The following is a 22,334-nucleotide window of genomic DNA, read 5'->3' as shown; positions in this document are numbered from 1 at the left end:
GATTCTTCGCGGGCTTGCCCGCTCCCACAGGATATGCGCCGGACCTGAAGGCGGCGCGATACCTGTGGGAGCGGGCGAGCCCGCGAAGAGGCCGGAACAGGCTAAAGAAGAGGTATTACTCTTCCTTGCCCTTGTTCCGCACAGCCCGCTGCAGCTCGCGGTTGGAATCGCGCTCGCGCATGGTGTCGCGCTTGTCGAATTCCTTCTTGCCCTTGCCCAGTGCGATTTCGCACTTGATCAGGTGCTTGCTCCAGTACAGCGCCAGGGCCACGCAGGTGTAGCCCTTTTGCGCCACGGCCGCTTCCAGGCGCTCGAGCTCGCGCTTGTTCAGCAGCAGCTTGCGAGTGCGGATGGGGTCGGCTATGACGTGGGTGCTGGCCGTGGTCAGCGGGGTGATGTGGCTGCCGAACAGCCAGGCCTCACCGTCCTTCAGCAGCACGTAGCTGTCAGTCAGGTGCGCCTTGCCGGCTCGCAGGCTTTTTACTTCCCAGCCGGACAGGACCAGCCCGGCCTCGAACTTGTGTTCGATGAAGTAATCGTGTCGCGCCTTCTTGTTCTGCGCGATGGTCCCGGTCGGATGTTTCTTTTGTTTAGCCATAGGGGCGGCATTATAGGCAGTCGCCGCGTCGTCGGCTATGGGATTTCGGTGTGCTTGAGCCACTGCAATGAATACCGGACAATACAGCCCCTGTCTTTGCGACAGAACCTGTTTTCGGCACGCTGCGAAGCGCCGCCACCCAGCCTTGGAAGTGATGCCTGGATGACTACCCATATTCAACGCTCCGCCCTGCTGCCATACCCCGCCCAGGCGCTTTACGATCTGGTCAACGATGTGGCCAGCTATCCGCAGTTCCTGCCTTGGTGCTCGGCCTCGACGGTGATCGAAGCCAGCGACACGCACATGCGCGCCAAGCTCGATGTTGCCAAGGGCGGCATGAGCCAGCACTTCGTCACGCGCAACGTACTGGTGCCGGGGCAGTCCATCGAGATGAACCTGGAAGAGGGGCCGTTCACTCAGCTGCATGGCCTGTGGGTGTTCAAGCCATTAGGTGACAAGGCCTGCAAGATCAGCCTGGACCTGTCGTTCGATTATGCCGGCCCGCTGGTGCGCGCGACCCTGGGCCCGCTGTTCAACCAGGCGGCCAATACGCTGGTGGATGCGTTCTGCCAGCGTGCCAAGCAGCTGAATGCCTGACTGAAAGGGTGGCAACAAAAAGCCCGGACCAGGTCCGGGCTTTTTTGTATCTGCTCGCCGCTTATTGAGGCGAGGTTTCCAGCGGAGCCGGAGTCGGGACCGGGGTGGTCTCGATGGTGTCGATCTCGCGCTGGATGGATTCTTCCACCGAGCCTGGCTTGGCCGGTTTTTCTTCAGGCTGCACGGTTGGCTGCTCTGGCTGGTTGGCCGGGCTGACCGTGGTATCGCTGCTGCCACCGAGGATTTCCTGGTCGCGGCTGACGCCTGGCATGAAGTCGCCAGAAAGACTGACCAACTGGTCGCTTTCGTTGAAGAACACGCTCATGCGTTCTTGCTGGCGTTTGCCGCCGCCTGGCTGCAGGCTGTACAGGTAATCCCAACGGTTGGTGTTGAAGGTGTCCTGGATCAGCGGGTTACCCATGATAAACCTTACTTGCCGGCGGGTCATTCCGGGGCGCAATTGGTCTATCATGTCTTGCGTAACGACATTGCCCTGCTGGATGTCGATTTTGTAAACCCCGGGAAACGAGCAACCGGCGAGTGCGAGCAGTCCCACTAGGGTGAGGCTGGTTAGCAAGAGCTTGGTGTTTTGCATCGGTGGGCGACTTCCACTATCTTGGCTGGACAACGTAAACCCCGATCATACCCGTATTAAGAGAAGCTGCGAAGCAGCATCGGCGAGAAAGCTGACCATGGTTGAAAATAGCGAATTGCGCAAAGCCGGTCTCAAGGTGACCCTGCCTCGAGTCAAGATCCTTCAGATGCTCGACTCCACCGAGCAGCGTCACATGAGCGCCGAGGATGTCTACAAGGCGCTGATGGAGGCTGGCGAGGACGTGGGCCTGGCCACCGTCTACCGCGTACTGACCCAGTTCGAAGCGGCGGGTCTGGTGGTTCGCCACAACTTCGACGGCGGTCATGCGGTGTTCGAACTGGCCGATGGCGGTCACCACGACCATATGGTCAACGTGGACACCAGTGAAGTCATCGAGTTCATGGATGCCGAGATCGAGAAACGCCAGCGCGAAATCGTGGCCGAGCATGGCTACGAGCTGGTGGACCACAATCTGGTCCTGTATGTGCGTAAAAAGAAGTAACGATTTTTTATCGTTATGAATGGCAAAGGCGACCTTCGGGTCGCCTTTGTGCTTTCTGGGGCTGGAAGATGTGTTGTCGGTGCTGGCCTCTTCGCGGGCACGCCCGCTCCCACAGGATGATCACAGGATCTGAAATCTGTGGCGTACCTGTGGGAGCGGGCGTGCCCGCGAATGGGCCTGAAAAAGAAGGGTTCAGGCCTTGCCGCTTACCACCATCTTGCGCGCATGCGCCAGGGATTCCTTGGTCAGGTCTATGCCGCCCAGCATCCGCGCCACTTCCTCCACTCGCTCACGTTTGCCCAGGTTGGCCACGGCGGTGTGGGTGGTGTCGCTGTTGCGCACCTTGTGCACGAACAGGTGGTGATGCCCTTGTGCCGCCACCTGCGGCAGGTGGGTTACGGTCAGAACTTGGCCGCGTTCGCCCAGGCGGCGCAGCAGTTGGCCGACGATTTCGGCAGTAGGCCCGCCGATACCGACGTCGACTTCGTCGAACACCAGGGTTGGAATGCGTGAGGTCTGCGCGGTAATCACCTGGATCGCCAGGCTGATGCGGGACAGTTCGCCACCTGAAGCCACCTTGGCCAGGCCCTTGAGCGGTTGGCCAGGGTTGGCGCTGACCAGTAGCTCGATCTGCTCCAGGCCATGAGGCGAAAGGTCTGCTCCCTCATTGGGGGTAAGTGCGATGCAGAAGCGCCCGCCGGGCATGCCCAGGCGTTGGATCTCCTGCTCGACGGCCACTGCCAGCTGCTGGGCAGCTTGTTGGCGTAGTGCGCTGAGCTCGCGAGCCTTCTCTTTATAGTGCTGGGCGAAGGCGGCAAGCTCTTCACCCAACCGCTCGATCGACTCGTCACTGGCGTTCAGGCCCTCCAGCTCTTCCATCAGCTGCTGTTGCAGGTGGGGCAGTTCGGTGGGGTGCACGCGGTGTTTGCGCGCCAGCGTATAGATAGTGTCGAGGCGTTCTTCCAGTGCCTGCAGGCGCATGGGGTCGGCGTCGAAGTTGTCGAGAAAACGGTTGAGCTCGCCCACGGCTTCCTCGACCTGGATCTGCGCACTGGCGATCAGGTTGGCTGCTTCCCCCAGTGCCTTTGGCGAATTGGTGGCGGCACCCAGGCGGTTGAGGCTGGAGGTGAGGGCGCTGAGCACATTGCCCGAATCGCTCTCGCTGCACTGGTCGATGACTTGGCGGCAGATGCCGAACAGGGCTTCGGCGCTGGTCAGGTTCTTGTGTTCCTGTTCCAACTGCTCCAGCTCGTGTTCGCCCAGGCCGAGGTTGTCGAGTTCCTCCAGCTGATAGCTCAGCAGCTGATGGCGGGCGCGCTGCTCGTCGCCGGAGTTGGACAGGCGCTCCAGTTCCAGGCGGGTCTGGTTCCAGCGCTTGGCCGCCAGCTGTACCTGGCGGGCCAGGTCGACGGCGCCGGCGTACTCGTCGAGCAGGCGGCGGTGGGTGTCGGTCTTGAGTAGTGACTGGTGCTCGTGCTGGCTGTGGATATCGATCAGCAACTCGCCCAGCGCCTTGAGGTCGCCGAGCGGGCAGGGCGTGCCATTGATGTAGCCGCGGCTGCGGCCTTCGGCGGTGATCACCCGGCGCAGGATGCACAGGCCGTCGTTGTCCAGGTCGCGCTCGGCCAGCCAGGCATGCGCCTCGGGAATGTCCACCAGATCGAAGGTGGCGAGGATGTCTGCCTTGTCCGTGCCAGGGCGCACCACGCCGCTGTCGGCCCGGTCGCCCAGTGCCAGGCCGAGGGCGTCGAGCATGATCGACTTGCCGGCACCGGTCTCGCCGGTGATGACGGACATGCCGCGGGCGATTTCGAGGTCGAGGTGCTCGACGATGGCGTAGTTGTGAATGGACAGGTGCACCAGCATGGGGCGGCTCCCGGAAGTCAGGTCTGGTTATTTATACAGTACTTTTTTCAGGCCTGCCAATGCCCCTTGGCAGAATCTGTTGCAGCGGGGAAAACCACCTTGCCCCTTGAAGCTGGTTTTTCCGGCCCCATATAGCCGACATCCAAGGCGAGCCTGGCTCGCAGTCCACAAAATTGCGCAGGAGAGACCCCATGGCTGACGAACAGCTGAACGAGAAAGACCTTAACGTCGAAGAGACCGGTGCAGGTAATGCTGCCGACGCCCGCGTCCTGGAACTCGAGGAGCAGCTGGCCGCCGCCAAGGACCAGGCGCTGCGCGCCGTTGCCGACGTGCAGAACGCTCGCCGTCGTGCCGAACAGGACGTCGAGAAAGCCCACAAGTTTGCCCTCGAGAAGTTCGCGGGCGACCTGCTGCCTGTGATCGACAGCCTGGAACTGGCCCTGGCGCACTCCAGTGCCGACGATGAGCACGTCAAGCAGATCCGCGAAGGCGTCGAGCTGACCCTGAAGATGTTCCAGGACACCCTCAAGCGTTACAACCTCGAAGCAGTCGACCCGCACGGCCAGCCGTTCAATCCAGAGCATCATCAGGCCATGGCCATGCAGGAAAACGCCGAAGTCGAGCCGAACAGCGTGCTGAACGTCTTCCAGAAGGGCTATCTGCTCAATGGCCGCCTGCTGCGCCCTGCCATGGTGGTGGTCAGCAAGGCGCCGAGCGCGGCGCAGCCCTCGATTGATGAAAAGGCTTGAAATCCTTCCGGGCATCCCCATCTAGGTGTCAAGCCTTCAAGTATTACTGCAGTTGGCCAAAGTAGTCGCTGCTACCAAATTCAAGTTTCGGGAGAGTTAACATGGGTAAAATCATCGGTATCGACCTGGGGACCACCAACTCGTGCGTCTCTGTTCTGGAAAACGGTAACGTCAAGGTCATCGAAAACGCCGAAGGTGCGCGTACCACCCCTTCGATCGTGGCCTACGCCAATGATGGCGAAATCCTGGTTGGTCAGTCGGCCAAGCGTCAGGCGGTCACCAATCCGCACAACACTCTGTTCGCAGTGAAGCGCCTGATTGGCCGTCGCTTCGAAGAAGACGTGGTGCAGAAAGACATCAAGCTGGTGCCTTACAAGATCGTCAAGGCCAGCAACGGCGACGCCTGGGTACAAGCCAGCGGCAAGGACATGGCTCCGCCGCAGATCAGCGCCGAAGTCCTGAAGAAAATGAAGAAAACCGCCGAAGACTACCTCGGCGAGCCAGTTACCGAAGCGGTCATCACCGTTCCGGCCTACTTCAACGACAGCCAGCGTCAGGCCACCAAGGATGCCGGTCGCATCGCTGGCCTGGACGTAAAACGCATCATCAACGAGCCGACTGCCGCTGCGCTGGCTTACGGCATGGACAAGGCCAAGGGCGACCACACTGTCATCGTTTATGACCTGGGTGGCGGTACCTTCGACGTTTCGGTCATCGAAATCGCCGAAGTCGATGGTGAGCACCAGTTCGAAGTACTGGCTACCAACGGCGACACCTTCCTGGGTGGCGAAGACTTCGACATGCGCCTGATCGACTACCTCGTCGACGAGTTCAAGAAAGAGTCCGGCATGGACCTGAAGAACGATCCGCTCGCGCTGCAGCGTCTGAAAGAAGCCGCTGAAAAGGCCAAGATCGAACTGTCCTCCGCTCAGTCGACCGACGTGAACCTGCCGTACATCACTGCAGACGCTACCGGTCCGAAGCACCTGAACGTGAAGATTTCCCGTGCCAAGCTGGAATCTCTGGTCGAAGACCTGGTTGCCCGTACCATCGAGCCTTGCCGCATCGCTCTGAAAGACGCTGGCATCGATGCCAGCAAGATCGACGACGTGATCCTGGTCGGCGGTCAGACCCGCATGCCACTGGTGCAGAAGGCCGTTGCCGACTTCTTCGGCAAGGAAGCGCGCAAGGACGTCAACCCGGACGAAGCCGTGGCCATGGGTGCTGCCATCCAGGGCGCCGTGCTGGCCGGTGACGTGAAAGACGTACTGCTGCTGGACGTCAGCCCGCTGACCCTGGGTATCGAAACCATGGGTGGCGTGATGACTTCGCTGATCGAGAAGAACACCACCATCCCGACCAAGAAGTCGCAGGTGTTCTCGACTGCCGATGACAACCAGGGTGCCGTGACCATTCACGTGCTGCAGGGTGAGCGCAAGCAGGCTGCCCAGAACAAGTCGCTGGGCAAGTTCGACCTGGCTGACATTCCGCCGGCTCCACGTGGCGTGCCGCAGATCGAAGTAACCTTCGACATCGACGCCAACGGCATCCTGCACGTCAGCGCCAAGGACAAGGCCACCGGCAAGTCGCAGTCGATCGTGATCAAGGCCAACTCCGGCCTGTCGGACGAAGAGATCGAGCGCATGGTGCGTGACGCCGAGGCCAACGCCGAGGAAGACCGCAAGTTCGAAGAGTTGGCCGCTGCCCGTAACCAGGGTGATGCGCTGGTTCACTCGACCCGCAAGATGGTCGCTGACGCTGGTGACAAGGTTACCGCTGAAGAAAAAACCGCCATCGAGGCTGCCGTTGTTGCCCTGGAAGCCGCTGTCAAAGGCGACGACAAGGCTGCCATCGACGCCAAGGTCGAAGAGCTGTCCAAGGTATCGGCACCGGTTGCCCAGAAGATGTACGCCGAGCAGTCGGCTGAACAGCCACAGGGCGGCGCACAGCAGGCCGAGCCGGAAGCCAAGCACGATGACGTGGTTGACGCTGAGTTCGAGGAAGTGAAAGACAACAACAAGCAGTAATCCCTGCATGTTGTCGGCCGGTTCACCGCCGTTTGGCGGTGAGCTGGTAGGATGTCGCCGCGCGGGGGCTTGCTCCCGCGTTGGCGTATCTGGAATTCGAGAATTTTTACAGCATCTGTCAGTGGCCCTGGTGGGCAAAAGGCAGGTGCTGATGGCGCGGCGCAGATGCCAGACGCCCAACAAGGTGCAAATGACCTATGTCCAAGCGTGATTATTATGAGGTACTGGGTGTCGAGCGCGGCGCCAGCGAAGCTGACCTCAAGAAGGCTTACCGCCGCCTGGCGATGAAGTACCACCCGGACCGAAACCCCGGCGACAAAGAGTCGGAAGACAAGTTCAAGGAGGCCAACGAGGCCTATGAAGTGCTGTCTGACGCCAGCAAGCGTGCGGCCTTCGACCAGTACGGCCATGCGGGTGTAGACCCGAGCATGGGTGGCGGTGGCGCCGGTTTCGGCGGTGCCAACTTCTCCGACATCTTCGGCGATGTGTTCAGCGACTTCTTCGGTGGCGGCCGCGGCGGCTCGCGTGGCGGCGCCCAGCGCGGCAGCGACCTGCGCTACACCCTGGAGCTGAACCTGGAAGAGGCGGTGCGTGGCACCACGGTCAGCATCCGCGTGCCCACCCTGGTCAATTGCCAGCCTTGCGACGGCTCCGGTGCCAAGAAGGGCTCGACCCCGTCCACCTGCCCGACTTGTGGCGGTATCGGCCAGGTGCGCATGCAGCAGGGCTTCTTCTCGGTACAGCAGACCTGCCCGCGCTGCCATGGCCAGGGCAAGATCATTACCGACCCCTGCACCTCGTGCCACGGCGAAGGTCGTGTCGAGGAATACAAGACGCTGTCGGTCAAGGTGCCGGCAGGTGTCGATACCGGCGACCGCATCCGCCTGTCGGGCGAGGGCGAGGCTGGTACCCATGGTGGCCCGACTGGCGACCTGTATGTGGTGATCAACGTGCGTGAGCACGAGATCTTCCAGCGTGATGGCAAGCACCTGTACTGCGAAGTACCGATCAGCTACACCGATGCTGCCCTGGGTGGCGAGCTGGAAGTGCCGACCCTGGATGGTCGGGTGAAGCTGAAGATCCCGGAAGGTACCCAGACCGGCAAGCAGTTCCGCCTGCGCGGCAAGGGTGTTGCCCCGGTGCGTGGTGGTGGTGCGGGTGACCTGCTGTGCCGCGTGGCGGTGGAAACCCCGGTCAACCTCAGCCGCCGCCAGCGCGAGTTGCTCGAAGAGCTGCGTGATTCGCTGGAAGGCGATAGCTCCCACTCGCCCAAGGCCAGTGGCTGGTTCGATGGCGTGAAGCGCTTCTTCGGCGATCTCTGACAAGGAAATGGCTATGCGACGTATTGCAGTGATGGGCGCGGCAGGGCGGATGGGCAAGACCCTCGTCGAAGCCGTGCAGCAGCAGGCTCCCCAGGCGGGCCTGACGGCGGCGATCGACCGCCCGGACAGCTCGCTGGTAGGGGCTGATGCTGGTGAGTTGGCGGCCCTGGGTCGTATTGGTGTGCCGATTTCCGACGACCTGGCCAAGGTGGTTGACGAATTCGACGTGCTGATCGATTTCACTCACCCTTCGGTGACCTTGAAGAACCTGGCGTTCTGCCGCAAGGCGGGCAAGGCCATGGTCATCGGCACCACTGGCTTCACTCCTGAAGAGAAGCAACAGTTGGCCGAAGCCGGCAAGGAAATTCCGATCGTCTTCGCCGCCAACTTCAGCGTCGGCGTCAACCTGTGCCTGAAGCTGCTGGATACCGCGGCGCGCGTGCTGGGTGACGATGTGGATATCGAAATCCTCGAAGCGCACCACCGGCACAAGGTCGATGCGCCGTCGGGCACCGCGCTGCGCATGGGTGAAGTGGTTGCCCAGGCGCTGGGTCGCAACCTGCAGGAAGTGGCCGTGTATGGCCGTGAAGGGCAGACCGGTGCGCGTGAGCGTCAGACCATCGGCTTCGCCACCGTGCGTGCCGGTGATGTGGTGGGTGACCATACCGTGCTGTTCGCCGCCGAAGGCGAGCGCGTCGAGATTACCCACAAGGCTTCCAGCCGCATGACCTTCGCCAAGGGCGCCGTGCGTGCGGCGCTGTGGCTGGACGGGCGTGAGCCTGGCCTGTACGACATGCAGGATGTGCTCGAGCTGCGTTAAGCAGTTGGAGTTGTGTTGGCTTCTTCGCGGGCAAGCCCGCGAAGAAGCCAGCACAGATGTCAGCCTGTCGCATTGATGTGTTTTAGAGGCACATCCGCGGTAGACCGAAAACGCACTTTTCTGTAAGCTACAGCTTTAGTGTGTCCACTAAAAGCGCGCAGCGAATTGAATTCAGCACATGAAAGCGGGGTGACGTGTCCATACGTCACTCCGCTTTTTTGCAACCTGCGATCGCCCTTTCATGCTTGATTTACGGGAGGTCTTCTTGACAAAGCCAGCCATACTCGCCCTTGCCGACGGCAGTATTTTCCGCGGTGAAGCTATCGGTGCCGACGGTCAGACCGTTGGTGAGGTGGTATTCAACACCGCTATGACCGGCTACCAGGAAATCCTTACAGACCCTTCCTACGCGCAGCAAATCGTTACCCTGACCTACCCGCACATCGGCAACACCGGTACTACCCCGGAAGACGCCGAGTCGAACCGCGTCTGGTCCGCTGGCCTGGTCATCCGTGACCTGCCGCTGCTGGCCAGCAACTGGCGTAACACCCAGTCGCTGCCTGAGTACCTCAAGGCCAACAACGTCGTCGCCATCGCTGGCATCGACACCCGTCGCCTGACCCGAATCCTGCGTGAAAAGGGCGCTCAGAACGGTTGCATCCTCGCCGGTGACAACATCAGCGAAGAAGCCGCCATCGCCGCTGCCCGCGCCTTCCCGGGCCTGAAGGGCATGGACCTGGCCAAGGTCGTTTCCACCAAGGAACGCTACGAGTGGCGCTCCAGCGTGTGGGAACTGAAGACCGACAGCCACCCGACCATCGAAGCCGCTGACCTGCCTTACCACGTGGTCGCCTTCGACTACGGCGTCAAGCTGAACATCCTGCGCATGCTGGTTGCCCGTGGCTGCCGCGTGACCGTGGTGCCGGCCCAGACCCCGGCCAGCGAAGTGCTGGCACTCAACCCGGACGGCGTGTTCCTGTCCAACGGCCCTGGCGACCCCGAGCCGTGCGACTACGCCATCCAGGCGATCAAGGACATCCTCGAGACCGAGATCCCGGTATTCGGCATCTGCCTGGGCCACCAGCTGCTGGCCCTGGCTTCTGGTGCCAAGACCGTGAAAATGGGCCACGGCCACCACGGTGCCAACCACCCGGTCCAGGACCTGGACACCGGTGTGGTCATGATCACCAGCCAGAACCACGGCTTTGCCGTTGACGAGGCCACCCTGCCGGGCAACGTCCGCGCCATCCACAAGTCGCTGTTCGACGGCACCCTGCAGGGTATCGAGCGTACTGACAAGAGCGCGTTCAGCTTCCAGGGCCACCCTGAAGCGAGCCCAGGCCCGACCGACGTCGCGCCACTGTTCGATCGTTTCATCGATGCCATGGCCAAGCGCCGCTGAGCATCCTGCTTCAAGGCCCCGGGCCGGCTTGCGCCGCGCCCGGAAGCGCCTGACCCAGATTGTTCAAAGCGGCTTGCCGACTGACCCCGGATTTGAGTGACAACCATGCCAAAACGTACAGACATCAAAAGCATCCTGATTCTCGGCGCTGGCCCGATCGTGATCGGCCAGGCCTGCGAATTCGACTACTCCGGCGCCCAGGCTTGTAAGGCCCTGCGCGAGGAAGGTTTCCGCGTCATCCTGGTGAACTCCAACCCGGCCACCATCATGACCGACCCGGCCATGGCCGACGCCACCTACATCGAGCCGATCAAGTGGCAGTCGGTGGCCAAGATCATCGAGAAAGAGCGCCCGGACGCACTGCTGCCGACCATGGGTGGCCAGACTGCACTGAACTGCGCCCTGGACCTGGAGCGCCACGGCGTTCTGGAAAAGTTCGGCGTGGAAATGATCGGTGCCAACGCCGACACCATCGACAAGGCCGAAGACCGCTCGCGCTTCGACAAGGCGATGAAGGACATCGGCCTGGAGTGCCCGCGCTCCGGTATCGCCCACAGCATGGAAGAAGCCAACGCCGTCCTCGAGCGCCTGGGCTTCCCGTGCATCATCCGTCCGTCGTTCACCATGGGCGGCACCGGTGGTGGTATCGCCTATAACCGTGAAGAATTCGAAGAAATCTGCGCCCGTGGCCTGGACCTGTCGCCGACCAAGGAACTGCTGATCGACGAATCGCTGATCGGTTGGAAGGAATACGAGATGGAGGTGGTCCGCGACAAGAAGGACAACTGCATCATCGTCTGCTCGATCGAGAACTTCGACCCGATGGGCGTGCACACCGGTGACTCGATCACCGTTGCCCCGGCACAGACCCTGACCGACAAGGAATACCAGATCATGCGCAACGCCTCGCTGGCGGTGCTGCGTGAAATCGGTGTGGAAACCGGCGGTTCCAACGTGCAGTTCGGTATCTGCCCGAACACTGGCCGCATGGTCGTGATCGAGATGAACCCGCGCGTTTCGCGTTCCTCGGCGCTGGCCTCCAAGGCCACCGGCTTCCCGATCGCCAAGATCGCTGCCAAGCTGGCTGTCGGCTATACCCTCGACGAACTGCAGAACGACATCACCGGCGGCCGCACCCCGGCGTCCTTCGAGCCGTCGATCGACTACGTCGTCACCAAGCTGCCGCGTTTCGCCTTCGAGAAATTCCCGAAAGCCGACGCCCGCCTGACCACCCAGATGAAGTCCGTGGGTGAAGTCATGGCCATCGGCCGTACCTTCCAGGAGTCCCTGCAGAAAGCCCTGCGCGGCCTGGAAGTCGGCGCCTGCGGCCTCGACCCGAAAGTCGACCTGGCCAACCCTGAAGCCAGCAGCATCCTCAAGCGCGAGCTGACCGTACCGGGCGCCGAGCGAATCTGGTACGTGGCCGACGCCATGCGTGCCGGCATGACCTGCGAGCAGATCTTCGACCTGACCGGCATCGATATGTGGTTCCTGGTGCAGATGGAAGACCTGATCAAGGAAGAAGAGAAGGTCAAGACCCTGGCCCTGTCGTCGATCGACAAGGACTACATGCTGCGCCTCAAGCGCAAGGGCTTCTCCGACCAGCGCCTGGCCAAGCTGCTGGGTATCACCGACAAGAACCTGCGCCGTCACCGCCACAAGCTGGAAGTGTTCCCGGTGTACAAGCGCGTCGACACCTGCGCTGCCGAGTTCGCCACCGACACCGCCTACCTGTACTCCACCTACGAGGAAGAGTGCGAGGCCAACCCGTCGACCCGCGACAAGATCATGATCCTGGGTGGCGGCCCTAACCGTATCGGCCAGGGTATCGAGTTCGACTACTGCTGCGTACACGCCGCACTGGCGCTGCGTGAAGACGGTTACGAGACCATCATGGTCAACTGCAACCCGGAAACCGTCTCCACCGACTACGACACCTCCGACCGCCTGTACTTCGAGCCGCTGACCCTGGAAGACGTGCTGGAAGTGTGCCGCGTCGAGAAGCCGAAAGGCGTGATCGTCCACTACGGCGGCCAGACCCCGCTGAAACTGGCCCGCGCCCTGGAAGAAGCCGGCGTACCGATCATCGGTACCAGCCCTGACGCCATCGACCGCGCCGAAGACCGCGAGCGCTTCCAGCAGATGGTTCAGCGCCTGAACCTGCTGCAGCCGCCAAACGCCACCGTGCGCAGCGAAGAAGAAGCCATCAGCGCCGCTGGCGGCATCGGCTACCCGCTGGTAGTGCGCCCGTCGTACGTGCTGGGCGGCCGTGCCATGGAAATCGTATACGAACTGGACGAGCTCAAGCGCTACCTGCGTGAAGCCGTACAGGTGTCCAACGACAGCCCGGTACTGCTCGACCACTTCCTCAACTGCGCCATCGAGATGGATGTGGATGCGGTGTGCGACGGCACCGACGTGGTGATCGGCGCGATCATGCAGCACATCGAACAGGCCGGCGTTCACTCCGGTGACTCGGCGTGCTCGCTGCCACCTTACTCGCTGAGCAAGGAAGTGCAGGACGAAGTCCGCGTACAGGTCAAGAAAATGGCCCTGGAGCTGGGCGTGGTCGGCCTGATGAACGTGCAGCTTGCCCTGCAGGGCGACAAGATCTACGTGATCGAAGTCAACCCGCGTGCTTCGCGTACCGTGCCGTTCGTCTCCAAGTGCATCGGCACCTCCCTGGCGATGATCGCAGCCCGCGTCATGGCCGGCAAAACCCTCAAAGAGCTGGGCTTCACCCAGGAAATCATCCCGAACTTCTACAGCGTCAAGGAAGCCGTCTTCCCGTTCGCCAAGTTCCCGGGGGTTGACCCGATCCTCGGCCCTGAGATGAAATCGACCGGTGAAGTCATGGGTGTCGGTGACAGCTTCGGTGAAGCCTTCGCCAAGGCCCAGATGGGTGCCAGCGAAGTGCTGCCGACCGGCGGTACCGCCTTCATCAGCGTGCGTGACGACGACAAGCCGCAAGTGGCTGGCGTTGCCCGCGACCTGATCGCCCTGGGCTTCGAAGTGGTTGCAACTGCCGGCACTGCCAAGGTTATCGAGGCGGCTGGCCTGAAAGTGCGCCGTGTGAACAAGGTGACCGAAGGTCGCCCGCACGTGGTCGACATGATCAAGAACGACGAAGTGTCGCTGATCATCAACACCACCGAAGGCCGCCAGTCGATCGCCGATTCCTACTCGATTCGTCGCAATGCGCTGCAGCACAAGATTTACTGCACCACTACCATTGCGGCCGGTGAAGCCATCTGCGAGGCGCTGAAATTCGGTCCGGAAAAGACCGTTCGTCGCCTGCAGGATCTGCATGCAGGACTGAAAGCATGAGCATTACCAAGTACCCGATGACCGTCCAGGGCGCTCGCGCCCTGGAAGAGGAGCACCTGTTCCTGAGCAAGACCGAGCGCCCGCGCCTGAGCCAGGCCATCGGCGAAGCGCGCGAACTGGGCGACCTCAAGGAAAACGCCGAATACCATGCCGCCCGTGAAGAGCAGGGCATGGTCGAGGCGCGTATCCGCGATATCGAAGGCCGCCTGCAGAACTCGGTGGTGATCGACGTGACCACCATCCCTCACACCGGCAAGGTGATTTTCGGTACCACCGTGGTACTGGCCAACACCGAAACCGATGAGGAGGTGTCCTACCAGATCGTCGGCGAGGATGAAGCCGACGTGAAACAGGGCAAGCTCTCGAGCGGAGCGCCGATTGCCCGTGCCATCATCGGCAAGGAAGAAGGTGATACTGTCGTCGTCAAGACGCCTAGCGGCACGGTCGAGTACGAGATTGTCGAAGTCAAGCACATCTGACCGGCGCCTGCGGGCGCCATCCCTCGAGGGGATCCTCTGGCAGCTGGCCCAGGTTTTCTGGGTCGGTGGCTTGTGGGTGTTTCACGTGGGGCTGGTGCCCGCGCTCAAGGTCAGTGGCCTGGCGCCGCTGCTTGTGCAGGATATCGCCGGGCAGATCGACCGCTGGTTGATCGGTGTGGCGCTGCTTGGCTTGTTGACCCAGCTGGCGGTGCTGGCAAGGGTGGACGGCCTGTCGGCCTGGTGGCAGCAGTTCCGTGGCCAGATGCTGTTGCTCGGCTTCGGTGCCTGCGTGGGGTATTACACCTTGCGCTACGGTATTTCCGTTGGCGAGCGCTGGCAGCTGCTCTGTTTCCTGGTGCTGGGCTTTTCCGGCATCGTGCTGGTGGCCCAGCCGGTTCCGGTCAAGGTGCGCCGCTAAGCAGCTCGAGATCGCTGGGGCCGCTTTGCGGCCCATCGCCGGCAAGCCGGCTCCCACACCGACCGCATCGAATTCAGGCCATGCGCCGTACCTGTGGGAGCTGGCTTGCCGGCGATGGGCTGCGCAGCAGCCCCCGTGCTGTTACTTGTAACGGTGGATATTGGACAGCTGCTTGTTCGGCTGTGGGTTCTTGCGGTAGATCAGGGCTTTCTTGCCAATGGTCTGCACCAGCTCGGCACGGCCGGCCTTGCACAGTTCGGCAATGGTCTCGGCCCGCTCTTCGCGGTCTTCCGAGCGAATTTCGACCTTGATCAGCTCATGGTCGACCAGGGCGCGCTCCAGTTCGGCGATGACGCCTTCATTCAAACCGTTGCCAGCAACGATCAGGACCGGCTTCAGGTCATGACCAATGGACTTGTATTGCTTCTTCTGCTCGTTATTGAGCGGCATAATCTGACCCTTTCCGTCTGATTCTGTAAAATTGACCGGCATTTTACCCGAGGGCCACCGGCTCCGCCCAGTCAATCACGACGCATATCATCGAGGTGCCCCGTGGTACAACGTTCCAAAAGCAGCGCAAACTGGCTGCGAGAGCATTTCAACGATCCTTTTGTGAAACAGGCACAAAAGGATGGCTACCGTTCGCGTGCGAGCTACAAATTGCTGGAGATCCAGGAAAAGGACCGGCTGATCCGCCCAGGCATGAGCGTGATCGACCTCGGCGCGGCTCCTGGTGGCTGGTCGCAGGTGACCAGTCGTCTGATTGGTGGCCAGGGCCGCCTGATCGCTTCCGACATCCTGGAGATGGACTCGATCCCCGATGTGACCTTCATCCAGGGCGATTTCACCCATGATGAAGTGCTGCAGCGCATTCTCGAGGCCGTCGGCGATTCGCACGTGGACCTTGTGATTTCCGACATGGCCCCCAATATGAGTGGTACGCCTGCGGTGGACATGCCGCGTGCCATGTTCCTCTGCGAGCTGGCCCTCGATCTGGCAACCCGCGTGCTGAAGCCCGGCGGCGATTTCCTGATCAAGATTTTCCAGGGCGAAGGTTTTGACGTGTACCTCAAGGACGTGCGCAGCAAGTTCGACAAGGTACAGATGCGCAAGCCGTCGTCGTCGCGTGACCGTTCCCGCGAGCAGTACCTGCTGGGCAGGGGTTTCAAAGGGGCATGAAAGGCGTGAAGCGTGGTGGCCGATAGTTATTTCCAATCGGCCGCTGCGTCAGGATCGTCCGAACTTCGTGTAGTCTAGCTTTCACAAAGGGTTACAGACGGTGCCTGCGGCTGCGTAGGTAATGTAGTAAGTTAGGGCGATGAATATCATGCGAGGAACGGCTGCGTCGTGCGCCGACCTCAGAGGGTAGCGAATTGAACGACATGGCAAAGAATCTGATCCTGTGGTTGATCATCGCAGCTGTCCTGGTGACAGTGATGAACAACTTCTCCAGCCCTAACGAGCCGCAGACCCTCAACTATTCCGACTTCATCCAGCAGGTCAAGGATGGCAAGGTCGAGCGTGTGACCGTCGACGGCTACATCATTACCGGCAAGCGCGCCGACGGCGACAATTTCAAGACCGTTCGCCCGGCCATTACCGACAACGGCCTGATCGGCGACCTGGTCGACAACCACGTCATCGTCGAAGGCAAGCAGCCTGAGCAGCAGAGCATCTGGACCCAGCTGCTGGTGGCGAGCTTCCCGATCCTGGTGATCATCGCCGTGTTCATGTTCTTCATGCGCCAGATGCAGGGCGGCGCGGGCGGCAAGGGCGGGCCGATGAGCTTCGGCAAGAGCAAGGCGCGCCTGCTGTCCGAAGACCAGGTCAAGACCACCCTGGCCGACGTTGCAGGTTGCGACGAAGCCAAGGAAGAGGTTGGCGAGCTGGTCGAGTTCCTGCGCGACCCGGGCAAGTTCCAGCGCCTGGGCGGCCGTATCCCGCGTGGCGTGCTGATGGTCGGCCCGCCCGGTACCGGTAAGACCTTGCTTGCCAAGGCCATCGCCGGCGAGGCGAAGGTGCCGTTCTTCACCATCTCCGGTTCGGACTTCGTGGAAATGTTCGTCGGTGTCGGTGCCAGCCGTGTGCGCGACATGTTCGAGCAGGCCAAGAAGCACGCCCCGTGCATCATCTTCATCGACGAGATCGACGCCGTTGGTCGTCACCGTGGCGCCGGCATGGGTGGCGGTCACGACGAGCGTGAGCAAACCCTCAACCAGTTGCTGGTGGAGATGGACGGCTTCGAAATGAACGATGGCATCATCGTCATCGCTGCTACCAACCGTCCGGACGTGCTCGACCCGGCTCTGCTGCGCCCCGGCCGCTTCGACCGCCAGGTGGTGGTTGGCCTGCCGGACATTCGTGGTCGCGAGCAGATCCTCAAGGTGCACATGCGCAAGGTGCCGGTCGGCGAGAACGTCAACCCGGCGGTCATTGCCCGTGGTACCCCTGGCTTCTCCGGTGCAGACCTGGCCAACCTGGTCAACGAGGCCTCGCTGTTTGCCGCGCGCGCCAACAAGCGCCTGGTCGAAATGAAAGAGTTCGAGCTGGCCAAGGACAAGATCATGATGGGCGCCGAGCGCAAGACCATGGTCATGTCCGAGAAAGAAAAGCAGAACACCGCCTACCACGAGGCTGGCCACGCCATTGTCGGTCGCCTGGTGCCTGAGCACGATCCGGTCTACAAGGTTTCGATCATTCCGCGCGGTCGTGCCTTGGGCGTGACCATGTTCCTGCCGGAAGAAGACCGCTACAGCCTGTCCAAGCGCGCACTGATCAGCCAGATCTGTTCGCTGTACGGCGGCCGTATTGCCGAAGAAATGACCCTGGGCTTCGACGGTGTCACTACCGGCGCGTCCAACGACATCATGCGTGCCAGCCAGATCGCCCGAAACATGGTGACCAAGTGGGGCCTTTCCGAAAAACTCGGCCCGCTGATGTACGCCGAGGAAGAAGGCGAGGTGTTCCTGGGTCGCAGTGCTGCCAGCCAGCACGCCAGCGTTTCTGGCGAAACCGCCAAGCTGATCGACTCGGAAGTGCGCAGCATCATCGACCAGTGCTACGCCACGGCCAAGCAGTTGCTCACCGACAACCGTGACAAGCTCGATGCCATGGCCGAAGCGCTGATGAAGTACGAGACCATCGACGCCGAGCAGATTGACGATATCATGGCCGGCCGTACCCCCCGCGAACCGCGCGACTGGGATGATGACTCGGCTTCGGGCAAGCCTGCAGCCCAGGGTGATCGCCCGGAATCGCCGATCGGCGGTCCAGCGGCTCAACACTAAGGGCATCTATGAGCTCAGCGCAGTACCCGACCCGGTTGCCTTGCGGCAACCGGGTTCTTGATTTGTCGCGTACCCATGTCATGGGTATTCTCAATATCACCCCTGATTCCTTCTCCGATGGCGGGCGCTTCAACCAGCGCGACGAGGCGTTGCGTCATGCCGAAGCGATGGTTGCCGCAGGCGCCACGCTGATCGATATCGGCGGCGAGTCCACGCGTCCGGGCGCGCGCGCGGTATCGGTGACCGAGGAGCTGGAGCGGGTAGCCCCCATGGTCGAGGCGATCAACAGCCGCCTCGATGTGGTCATCTCGGTCGATACCTCCACCCCGGCGGTCATGCGTGAATCGGCGCGCCTCGGTGCCGGGCTGATCAACGACGTGAGAGCCCTGGAGCGCGATGGCGCCCTGGACGCTGCCGCGGATACCGGCCTGCCGGTATGCCTCATGCACATGCGCGGCGAGCCGGGTAACATGCAGGACGACCCACATTACGAAGATGTGACCGCCGACGTTACGCGTTACCTTGAGCAGCGAATGGCCGCCTGCGCTGCGGCGGGCATCGACGCAAACAGAATCATCCTTGATCCGGGCTTCGGTTTCGCCAAGACACTGGCGCACAACCTGAGCCTGTTCAAGCATATGGAAGCGCTCTATCGCCTTGGGCGCCCGCTGCTGGTGGGTGTTTCACGCAAGAGCATGATCGGCCTGACGCTGGAACGTCCGGTCGGCGAGCGGTTGTACGGCAGCCTCGCGCTGGCGGCGTTGGCCATGACCAAGGGGGCGAGCATCCTTCGTGTCCATGACGTGGCCGAAACCGTTGATGTGGTGCGCATGATCGCTGCGGTGCAAAACGCCGAATAAGAACATTGGAGTCCCTATGAGCAGAAAATACTTTGGTACCGACGGCATTCGTGGCCGTGTCGGCGAATACCCGATCACGCCTGACTTCATGCTGAAGCTTGGTTGGGCGGCCGGCATGGCCTTCCGCAAGCAAGGCCACTGCCGGGTGCTGGTTGGCAAGGACACGCGTATTTCCGGCTACATGTTCGAGTCCGCACTCGAAGCCGGCCTGTCCGCGGCAGGTGCCGACGTGATGCTGCTCGGGCCGATGCCTACGCCGGCCATCGCCTACCTGACGCGTACCTTCCACGCCGAAGCCGGCATCGTCATCAGCGCCTCGCACAACCCGCACGATGACAACGGCATCAAGTTCTTCTCGGGCCAGGGGACCAAGCTGCCGGACGAAGTCGAGCTGATGATCGAGGAATTGCTCGACCAGCCGATGACCGTTGTCGAGTCGGGCAAGCTGGGCAAGGTTTCGCGCATCAACGATGCCGCCGGCCGCTACATCGAGTTCTGCAAGAGCAGCGTGCCGAGTAGCACCAGCTTCGACGGCCTCAAGCTGGTGGTCGATTGCGCCCATGGCGCCACCTACAAGGTCGCGCCAAGCGTGTTCCGCGAGCTGGGTGCCGACGTGACCGTGCTGCATGCCCAGCCCGACGGCCTGAACATCAACGAAGGCTGTGGCTCGACTCACATCGAATCGCTGCAGGCTGCCGTGCTGGTCGGTCATGCCGACCTGGGCATCGCCTTCGACGGTGATGGCGACCGCGTGCTGATGGTCGACCACACCGGCGCCATCGTCGATGGTGACGAACTGCTGTTCATTATCGCCCGCGATATGCAGGAGCGGGGCAAGCTGCAGGGCGGGGTAGTGGGCACGCTGATGAGTAACCTGGGCCTGGAGCTTGCGCTGAAGGAGCTGGATATCCCGTTCGTGCGGGCCAAGGTCGGTGACCGTTATGTCATGGCCGAGCTGCTGGAGCGTGAGTGGCTGGTCGGTGGTGAAAACTCCGGTCACGTCGTGTGCTGCAATCACACCACCACTGGTGACGCGATCATCGCTGCGCTGCAGGTGCTGATGGCACTCAAACGTCGTGGCGAAACCCTGGCCCAGGCTCGTCAGGCCCTGCGCAAGTGCCCGCAGGTGCTGATCAATGTGCGCTATGGCGCCAGCAAGGTCGACCCGCTGGAGCACCCGGCGGTCAAGGAAGCCAGTGCCAAGGTGACCGAGGCCTTGGCCGGCCGCGGCCGCGTGCTGCTGCGCAAATCCGGTACCGAGCCGTTGGTGCGGGTGATGGTCGAGGGCGAGGACGAAAGCCAGGTGCGTGCGCACGCAGAAGCGTTGGCCAAACTGGTCGGCGAAGTTTGTGTCTGAAGGCGCTTGCCAGCGCAGATAGGGTTGGGTACTATCTGCGCCCACTTTGACCGACGAGGTAAAGCATGCGTCGCCCTATGGTAGCTGGTAACTGGAAGATGCACGGTACCCGCGCTAGCGTCGCTGAGCTGACCGAAGGCTTGAGAAATCTGGCCTTGCCGAGCGGAGTGGAAGTCGCGGTGTTTCCACCGGCCTTGTTCATCAATCAAGTGATCGATGGCCTGGCAGGCAAGGAAATTACTGTCGGCGCACAGAATTCTGCAGTACAACCCGAACAGGGTGCGCTGACCGGAGAAGTTGCTCCGGAACAGCTGGTTGAAGCAGGCTGCAAGTTGGTGTTGATTGGTCATTCGGAGCGTCGCCAGATCATTGGTGAAACCGACGAAGTGCTCAATCGCAAGTTTGCAGCGGCCCAAGCCAAAGGTTTGAAGCCAGTGCTTTGCATCGGGGAAACCCTTGAAGAGCGCGAGGCCGGCAAAACGCTCGAAGTTGTCGGGCGTCAACTAAGCAGTATCATCGAGGCATTCGGTGTTAAGGCTTTTGCCAATGCAGTAATTGCCTATGAGCCTGTATGGGCCATTGGCACTGGCCTTACGGCCACGCCACAGCAGGCCCAGGATGTGCATGCAGCCATCCGCGGCCAGCTGGCGGCAGAAGATGCTGAAGTGGCTGCGAAGGTGCAGTTGCTCTACGGCGGCAGCGTGAAGGCGGCCAATGCGGCCGAACTGTTCGGCATGCCGGATATCGATGGGGGGCTCATTGGTGGAGCTTCCCTGAACGCAGACGAATTCGGTGCAATTTGTCGCGCCGCAGGAAACTGAACAAATGCTGGAAACAGTCATCGTTGTTTTTCATCTGTTGGCAGCGCTGTCGCTTGTAGTGCTGGTTCTGTTGCAACAGGGTAAAGGTGCGGAAGCAGGTGCATCTTTCGGCGCGGGTGCTTCAAATACCGTGTTCGGGAGCCAGGGCTCTGCAACGTTCCTGAGTAAATTAACTGCTATACTCGCTGCCACTTTCTTTTTGACAGCACTTGGGTTAGGATACTTCGCGAAGCAACAAGCTCACCAGCTTAGCCAAGCAGGTCTTCCAGATCCAGCAGTGCTAGAAGTGAAAGAGCCGCAGAAACCGGCAGTTAATGATGATGTACCGGTGCTCCAGCAGCAGAAGAGCGAAACCACTCCTAATACGGGTGATGTACCTCCTCCAGCACAAGAGCAGAAGTAACGGGTTTCAAGTAGTAGTATTGCCGAGGTGGTGGAATTGGTAGACACGCAACCTTGAGGTGGTTGTGCCCATAGGGTGTAGGGGTTCGAGTCCCCTTCTCGGTACCAATTAAAGCTTGAGAGCCCGCTTTAGCGGGCTTTCTTGCAGGTGAAGGTTCGGATTTGACCCTCAGGAGGGTTCGGTCTTATACTTTTGCCCCAGCTTTGTCGCGGGGTGGAGCAGCTTGGTAGCTCGTCGGGCTCATAACCCGAAGGTCGTTGGTTCAAATCCAGCCCCCGCAACCAGCTTCAGCGGAGCCCCTTTTCAGGGGCTTTTTGCTAACCGAACAGTTTTCGGCGTCGTTGTCCAACGGCGCTTTCAGGGATGGGCGCTTCGCCCATTTTTTATTTGCACAGCATGCACGAGGGGGTTCAGGTGTCGAGCAAGCTAGAACAGTTGCAGGCCTTGTTGGCCCCGGTTGTCGAGGGTCTGGGCTATCAATGCTGGGGGATCGAATACGTTTCCCAGGGTAAGCATTCGGTACTGCGCATCTACATCGACAAGGAAGGCGGCATCCTGGTGGACGACTGCGAAGCGGTCAGCCGTCAGGCCAGCGCAATTCTCGATGTGGAAGATCCAATCAGCAGTGAATACACCCTCGAGGTGTCTTCTCCAGGCATGGATCGCCCACTGTTCACTCTGGAACAGTTTGCCTCGCATGCCGGCGAACAAGTGAAGATCAAGCTGCGCTCACCCTTCGAGGGTCGTCGTAACTTCCAGGGCCTTCTCCGCGGTGTGGAGGAGCAGGATGTGGTGGTCCAGGTGGACAATCAAGAGTTCCTGTTGCCGATCGACTCGATCGACAAGGCCAATATTATTCCCAGTTTTGACTGAGACGTGCCGGGCCCGGCGGACTATCCGGGCC

21 protein-coding genes and 2 tRNA genes are annotated in these 22,334 nt (G+C 61.3%); 19 read left to right on the top strand and 4 right to left on the bottom strand.

The features are described 5' to 3' along the window. Window positions 1-115 precede the first annotated feature (115 nt). Window positions 116-598: an SsrA-binding protein SmpB gene (smpB, locus tag CAG22_RS24630; RefSeq protein ID WP_013974300.1), complete on the bottom strand. Its 483-nt coding sequence runs from the start codon at window positions 596-598 to the stop codon at window positions 116-118. 162 nt (window positions 599-760) lie between these two features. Here smpB and CAG22_RS24625 point away from each other — a divergent pair, with 162 nt between their 5' ends. Beyond that, window positions 761-1,195, top strand: coding sequence for a type II toxin-antitoxin system RatA family toxin (locus CAG22_RS24625; RefSeq protein WP_025340712.1), 435 nt, complete (start codon window positions 761-763; stop codon window positions 1,193-1,195). 61 nt (window positions 1,196-1,256) lie between these two features. Here CAG22_RS24625 and CAG22_RS24620 read toward each other — a convergent pair whose 3' ends face one another. Continuing rightward, window positions 1,257-1,790 carry an outer membrane protein assembly factor BamE gene (locus CAG22_RS24620; protein ID WP_025340711.1) on the bottom strand — a complete coding sequence of 178 codons (534 nt, stop codon included), beginning with the start codon at window positions 1,788-1,790 and terminating at the stop codon, window positions 1,257-1,259. A 97-nt stretch (window positions 1,791-1,887) separates the two neighbouring features. Between CAG22_RS24620 and fur the strand changes: the two genes are divergently transcribed. Further along, window positions 1,888-2,292 carry a ferric iron uptake transcriptional regulator gene (gene fur, locus CAG22_RS24615; protein ID WP_012274258.1) on the top strand — a complete coding sequence of 135 codons (405 nt, stop codon included), beginning with the start codon at window positions 1,888-1,890 and terminating at the stop codon, window positions 2,290-2,292. 192 nt (window positions 2,293-2,484) lie between these two features. Here the strand turns inward: fur and recN are convergent, their stop codons facing one another. After that, window positions 2,485-4,158 (bottom strand): DNA repair protein RecN, encoded by a 1,674-nt coding sequence (gene recN / locus CAG22_RS24610; RefSeq protein ID WP_025340710.1) that lies wholly within the window; start codon window positions 4,156-4,158, stop codon window positions 2,485-2,487. Between the two features lie 191 nt (window positions 4,159-4,349). On the opposite strand from recN, the gene grpE reads away from it, so the two are divergent. The 8 genes from grpE (at window position 4,350) to CAG22_RS24570 (ending at window position 14,702) form a co-directional block, all read left to right on the top strand. Beyond that, window positions 4,350-4,907, top strand: coding sequence for a nucleotide exchange factor GrpE (grpE, locus tag CAG22_RS24605; protein WP_085706352.1), 558 nt, complete (start codon window positions 4,350-4,352; stop codon window positions 4,905-4,907). A 101-nt stretch (window positions 4,908-5,008) separates the two neighbouring features. Then, window positions 5,009-6,934: a molecular chaperone DnaK gene (gene dnaK, locus CAG22_RS24600; protein WP_025340708.1), complete on the top strand. Its 1,926-nt coding sequence runs from the start codon at window positions 5,009-5,011 to the stop codon at window positions 6,932-6,934. A 197-nt stretch (window positions 6,935-7,131) separates the two neighbouring features. After that, window positions 7,132-8,256 carry a molecular chaperone DnaJ gene (gene dnaJ, locus CAG22_RS24595; protein ID WP_025340707.1) on the top strand — a complete coding sequence of 375 codons (1,125 nt, stop codon included), beginning with the start codon at window positions 7,132-7,134 and terminating at the stop codon, window positions 8,254-8,256. 13 nt (window positions 8,257-8,269) lie between these two features. Further along, window positions 8,270-9,076, top strand: coding sequence for a 4-hydroxy-tetrahydrodipicolinate reductase (gene dapB / locus CAG22_RS24590; RefSeq protein WP_063911796.1), 807 nt, complete (start codon window positions 8,270-8,272; stop codon window positions 9,074-9,076). 265 nt (window positions 9,077-9,341) lie between these two features. Further along, window positions 9,342-10,478: a glutamine-hydrolyzing carbamoyl-phosphate synthase small subunit gene (gene carA, locus CAG22_RS24585; RefSeq protein ID WP_025340706.1), complete on the top strand. Its 1,137-nt coding sequence runs from the start codon at window positions 9,342-9,344 to the stop codon at window positions 10,476-10,478. A gap of 105 nt (window positions 10,479-10,583) precedes the next feature. Next, window positions 10,584-13,805: a carbamoyl-phosphate synthase large subunit gene (gene carB / locus CAG22_RS24580; protein WP_015271865.1), complete on the top strand. Its 3,222-nt coding sequence runs from the start codon at window positions 10,584-10,586 to the stop codon at window positions 13,803-13,805. Further along, window positions 13,802-14,284: a transcription elongation factor GreA gene (gene greA, locus CAG22_RS24575; protein ID WP_013974292.1), complete on the top strand. Its 483-nt coding sequence runs from the start codon at window positions 13,802-13,804 to the stop codon at window positions 14,282-14,284. Before carB ends, greA begins: the two co-directional genes overlap by 4 nt. Further along, the gene (locus CAG22_RS24570; RefSeq protein ID WP_049798463.1) at window positions 14,262-14,702 is read left to right on the top strand and encodes a hypothetical protein; all 441 of its coding nucleotides are present in this window, start codon (window positions 14,262-14,264) and stop codon (window positions 14,700-14,702) included. Before greA ends, CAG22_RS24570 begins: the two co-directional genes overlap by 23 nt. Before the next feature lie 141 nt (window positions 14,703-14,843). Here the strand turns inward: CAG22_RS24570 and yhbY are convergent, their stop codons facing one another. Then, window positions 14,844-15,152: a ribosome assembly RNA-binding protein YhbY gene (gene yhbY, locus CAG22_RS24565; RefSeq protein ID WP_003249945.1), complete on the bottom strand. Its 309-nt coding sequence runs from the start codon at window positions 15,150-15,152 to the stop codon at window positions 14,844-14,846. A 102-nt stretch (window positions 15,153-15,254) separates the two neighbouring features. Here yhbY and rlmE point away from each other — a divergent pair, with 102 nt between their 5' ends. From rlmE to rimP, 9 genes are all read left to right on the top strand, one after another. Next, a complete protein-coding gene (gene rlmE / locus CAG22_RS24560) occupies window positions 15,255-15,881 on the top strand; it encodes a 23S rRNA (uridine(2552)-2'-O)-methyltransferase RlmE (protein WP_025340705.1) in 627 nt (208 codons plus the stop codon). Between the two features lie 203 nt (window positions 15,882-16,084). After that, the gene (ftsH, locus tag CAG22_RS24555) at window positions 16,085-17,989 is read left to right on the top strand and encodes an ATP-dependent zinc metalloprotease FtsH (RefSeq protein ID WP_025340704.1); all 1,905 of its coding nucleotides are present in this window, start codon (window positions 16,085-16,087) and stop codon (window positions 17,987-17,989) included. An 8-nt stretch (window positions 17,990-17,997) separates the two neighbouring features. Next, window positions 17,998-18,849 (top strand): dihydropteroate synthase, encoded by an 852-nt coding sequence (gene folP / locus CAG22_RS24550; protein ID WP_075046426.1) that lies wholly within the window; start codon window positions 17,998-18,000, stop codon window positions 18,847-18,849. Window positions 18,850-18,865: 16 nt separating this feature from the next. Then, a complete protein-coding gene (gene glmM, locus CAG22_RS24545; RefSeq protein ID WP_085591700.1) occupies window positions 18,866-20,206 on the top strand; it encodes a phosphoglucosamine mutase in 1,341 nt (446 codons plus the stop codon). A gap of 65 nt (window positions 20,207-20,271) precedes the next feature. Further along, a complete protein-coding gene (gene tpiA, locus CAG22_RS24540) occupies window positions 20,272-21,027 on the top strand; it encodes a triose-phosphate isomerase (protein ID WP_025340701.1) in 756 nt (251 codons plus the stop codon). Between the two features lie 4 nt (window positions 21,028-21,031). After that, window positions 21,032-21,430: a preprotein translocase subunit SecG gene (secG, locus tag CAG22_RS24535; RefSeq protein ID WP_015271857.1), complete on the top strand. Its 399-nt coding sequence runs from the start codon at window positions 21,032-21,034 to the stop codon at window positions 21,428-21,430. Window positions 21,431-21,451: 21 nt separating this feature from the next. After that, a tRNA-Leu gene (locus tag CAG22_RS24530) sits at window positions 21,452-21,537 on the top strand. A 100-nt stretch (window positions 21,538-21,637) separates the two neighbouring features. Next, a tRNA-Met gene (locus CAG22_RS24525) sits at window positions 21,638-21,714 on the top strand. A gap of 130 nt (window positions 21,715-21,844) precedes the next feature. Then, window positions 21,845-22,303, top strand: a complete 459-nt coding sequence (gene rimP / locus CAG22_RS24520; protein ID WP_003249960.1) for a ribosome maturation factor RimP — start codon at window positions 21,845-21,847, stop codon at window positions 22,301-22,303. Window positions 22,304-22,334: the final 31 nt, after the last annotated feature.

The organism is Pseudomonas sp. B8(2017) (assembly GCF_002113575.1).
Taxonomy (GTDB): domain Bacteria; phylum Pseudomonadota; class Gammaproteobacteria; order Pseudomonadales; family Pseudomonadaceae; genus Aquipseudomonas; species Aquipseudomonas putida_Z.
Note: the sequence above shows the minus strand (reverse complement) of the source record. Positions and strands in the feature narration are given on the sequence as shown.

Coding starts and splice junctions, on each gene's coding strand:
- smpB (WP_013974300.1), bottom strand. CDS start 598: ATGGCTAAACAAAAGAAACATCCGACCGGGACCATCGCGCAGAACAAG.
- CAG22_RS24625 (WP_025340712.1), top strand. CDS start 761: ATGACTACCCATATTCAACGCTCCGCCCTGCTGCCATACCCCGCCCAG.
- CAG22_RS24620 (WP_025340711.1), bottom strand. CDS start 1,790: ATGCAAAACACCAAGCTCTTGCTAACCAGCCTCACCCTAGTGGGACTG.
- fur (WP_012274258.1), top strand. CDS start 1,888: ATGGTTGAAAATAGCGAATTGCGCAAAGCCGGTCTCAAGGTGACCCTG.
- recN (WP_025340710.1), bottom strand. CDS start 4,158: ATGCTGGTGCACCTGTCCATTCACAACTACGCCATCGTCGAGCACCTC.
- grpE (WP_085706352.1), top strand. CDS start 4,350: ATGGCTGACGAACAGCTGAACGAGAAAGACCTTAACGTCGAAGAGACC.
- dnaK (WP_025340708.1), top strand. CDS start 5,009: ATGGGTAAAATCATCGGTATCGACCTGGGGACCACCAACTCGTGCGTC.
- dnaJ (WP_025340707.1), top strand. CDS start 7,132: ATGTCCAAGCGTGATTATTATGAGGTACTGGGTGTCGAGCGCGGCGCC.
- dapB (WP_063911796.1), top strand. CDS start 8,270: ATGCGACGTATTGCAGTGATGGGCGCGGCAGGGCGGATGGGCAAGACC.
- carB (WP_015271865.1), top strand. CDS start 10,584: ATGCCAAAACGTACAGACATCAAAAGCATCCTGATTCTCGGCGCTGGC.
- greA (WP_013974292.1), top strand. CDS start 13,802: ATGAGCATTACCAAGTACCCGATGACCGTCCAGGGCGCTCGCGCCCTG.
- yhbY (WP_003249945.1), bottom strand. CDS start 15,152: ATGCCGCTCAATAACGAGCAGAAGAAGCAATACAAGTCCATTGGTCAT.
- ftsH (WP_025340704.1), top strand. CDS start 16,085: ATGGCAAAGAATCTGATCCTGTGGTTGATCATCGCAGCTGTCCTGGTG.
- folP (WP_075046426.1), top strand. CDS start 17,998: ATGAGCTCAGCGCAGTACCCGACCCGGTTGCCTTGCGGCAACCGGGTT.
- glmM (WP_085591700.1), top strand. CDS start 18,866: ATGAGCAGAAAATACTTTGGTACCGACGGCATTCGTGGCCGTGTCGGC.
- tpiA (WP_025340701.1), top strand. CDS start 20,272: ATGCGTCGCCCTATGGTAGCTGGTAACTGGAAGATGCACGGTACCCGC.
- secG (WP_015271857.1), top strand. CDS start 21,032: ATGCTGGAAACAGTCATCGTTGTTTTTCATCTGTTGGCAGCGCTGTCG.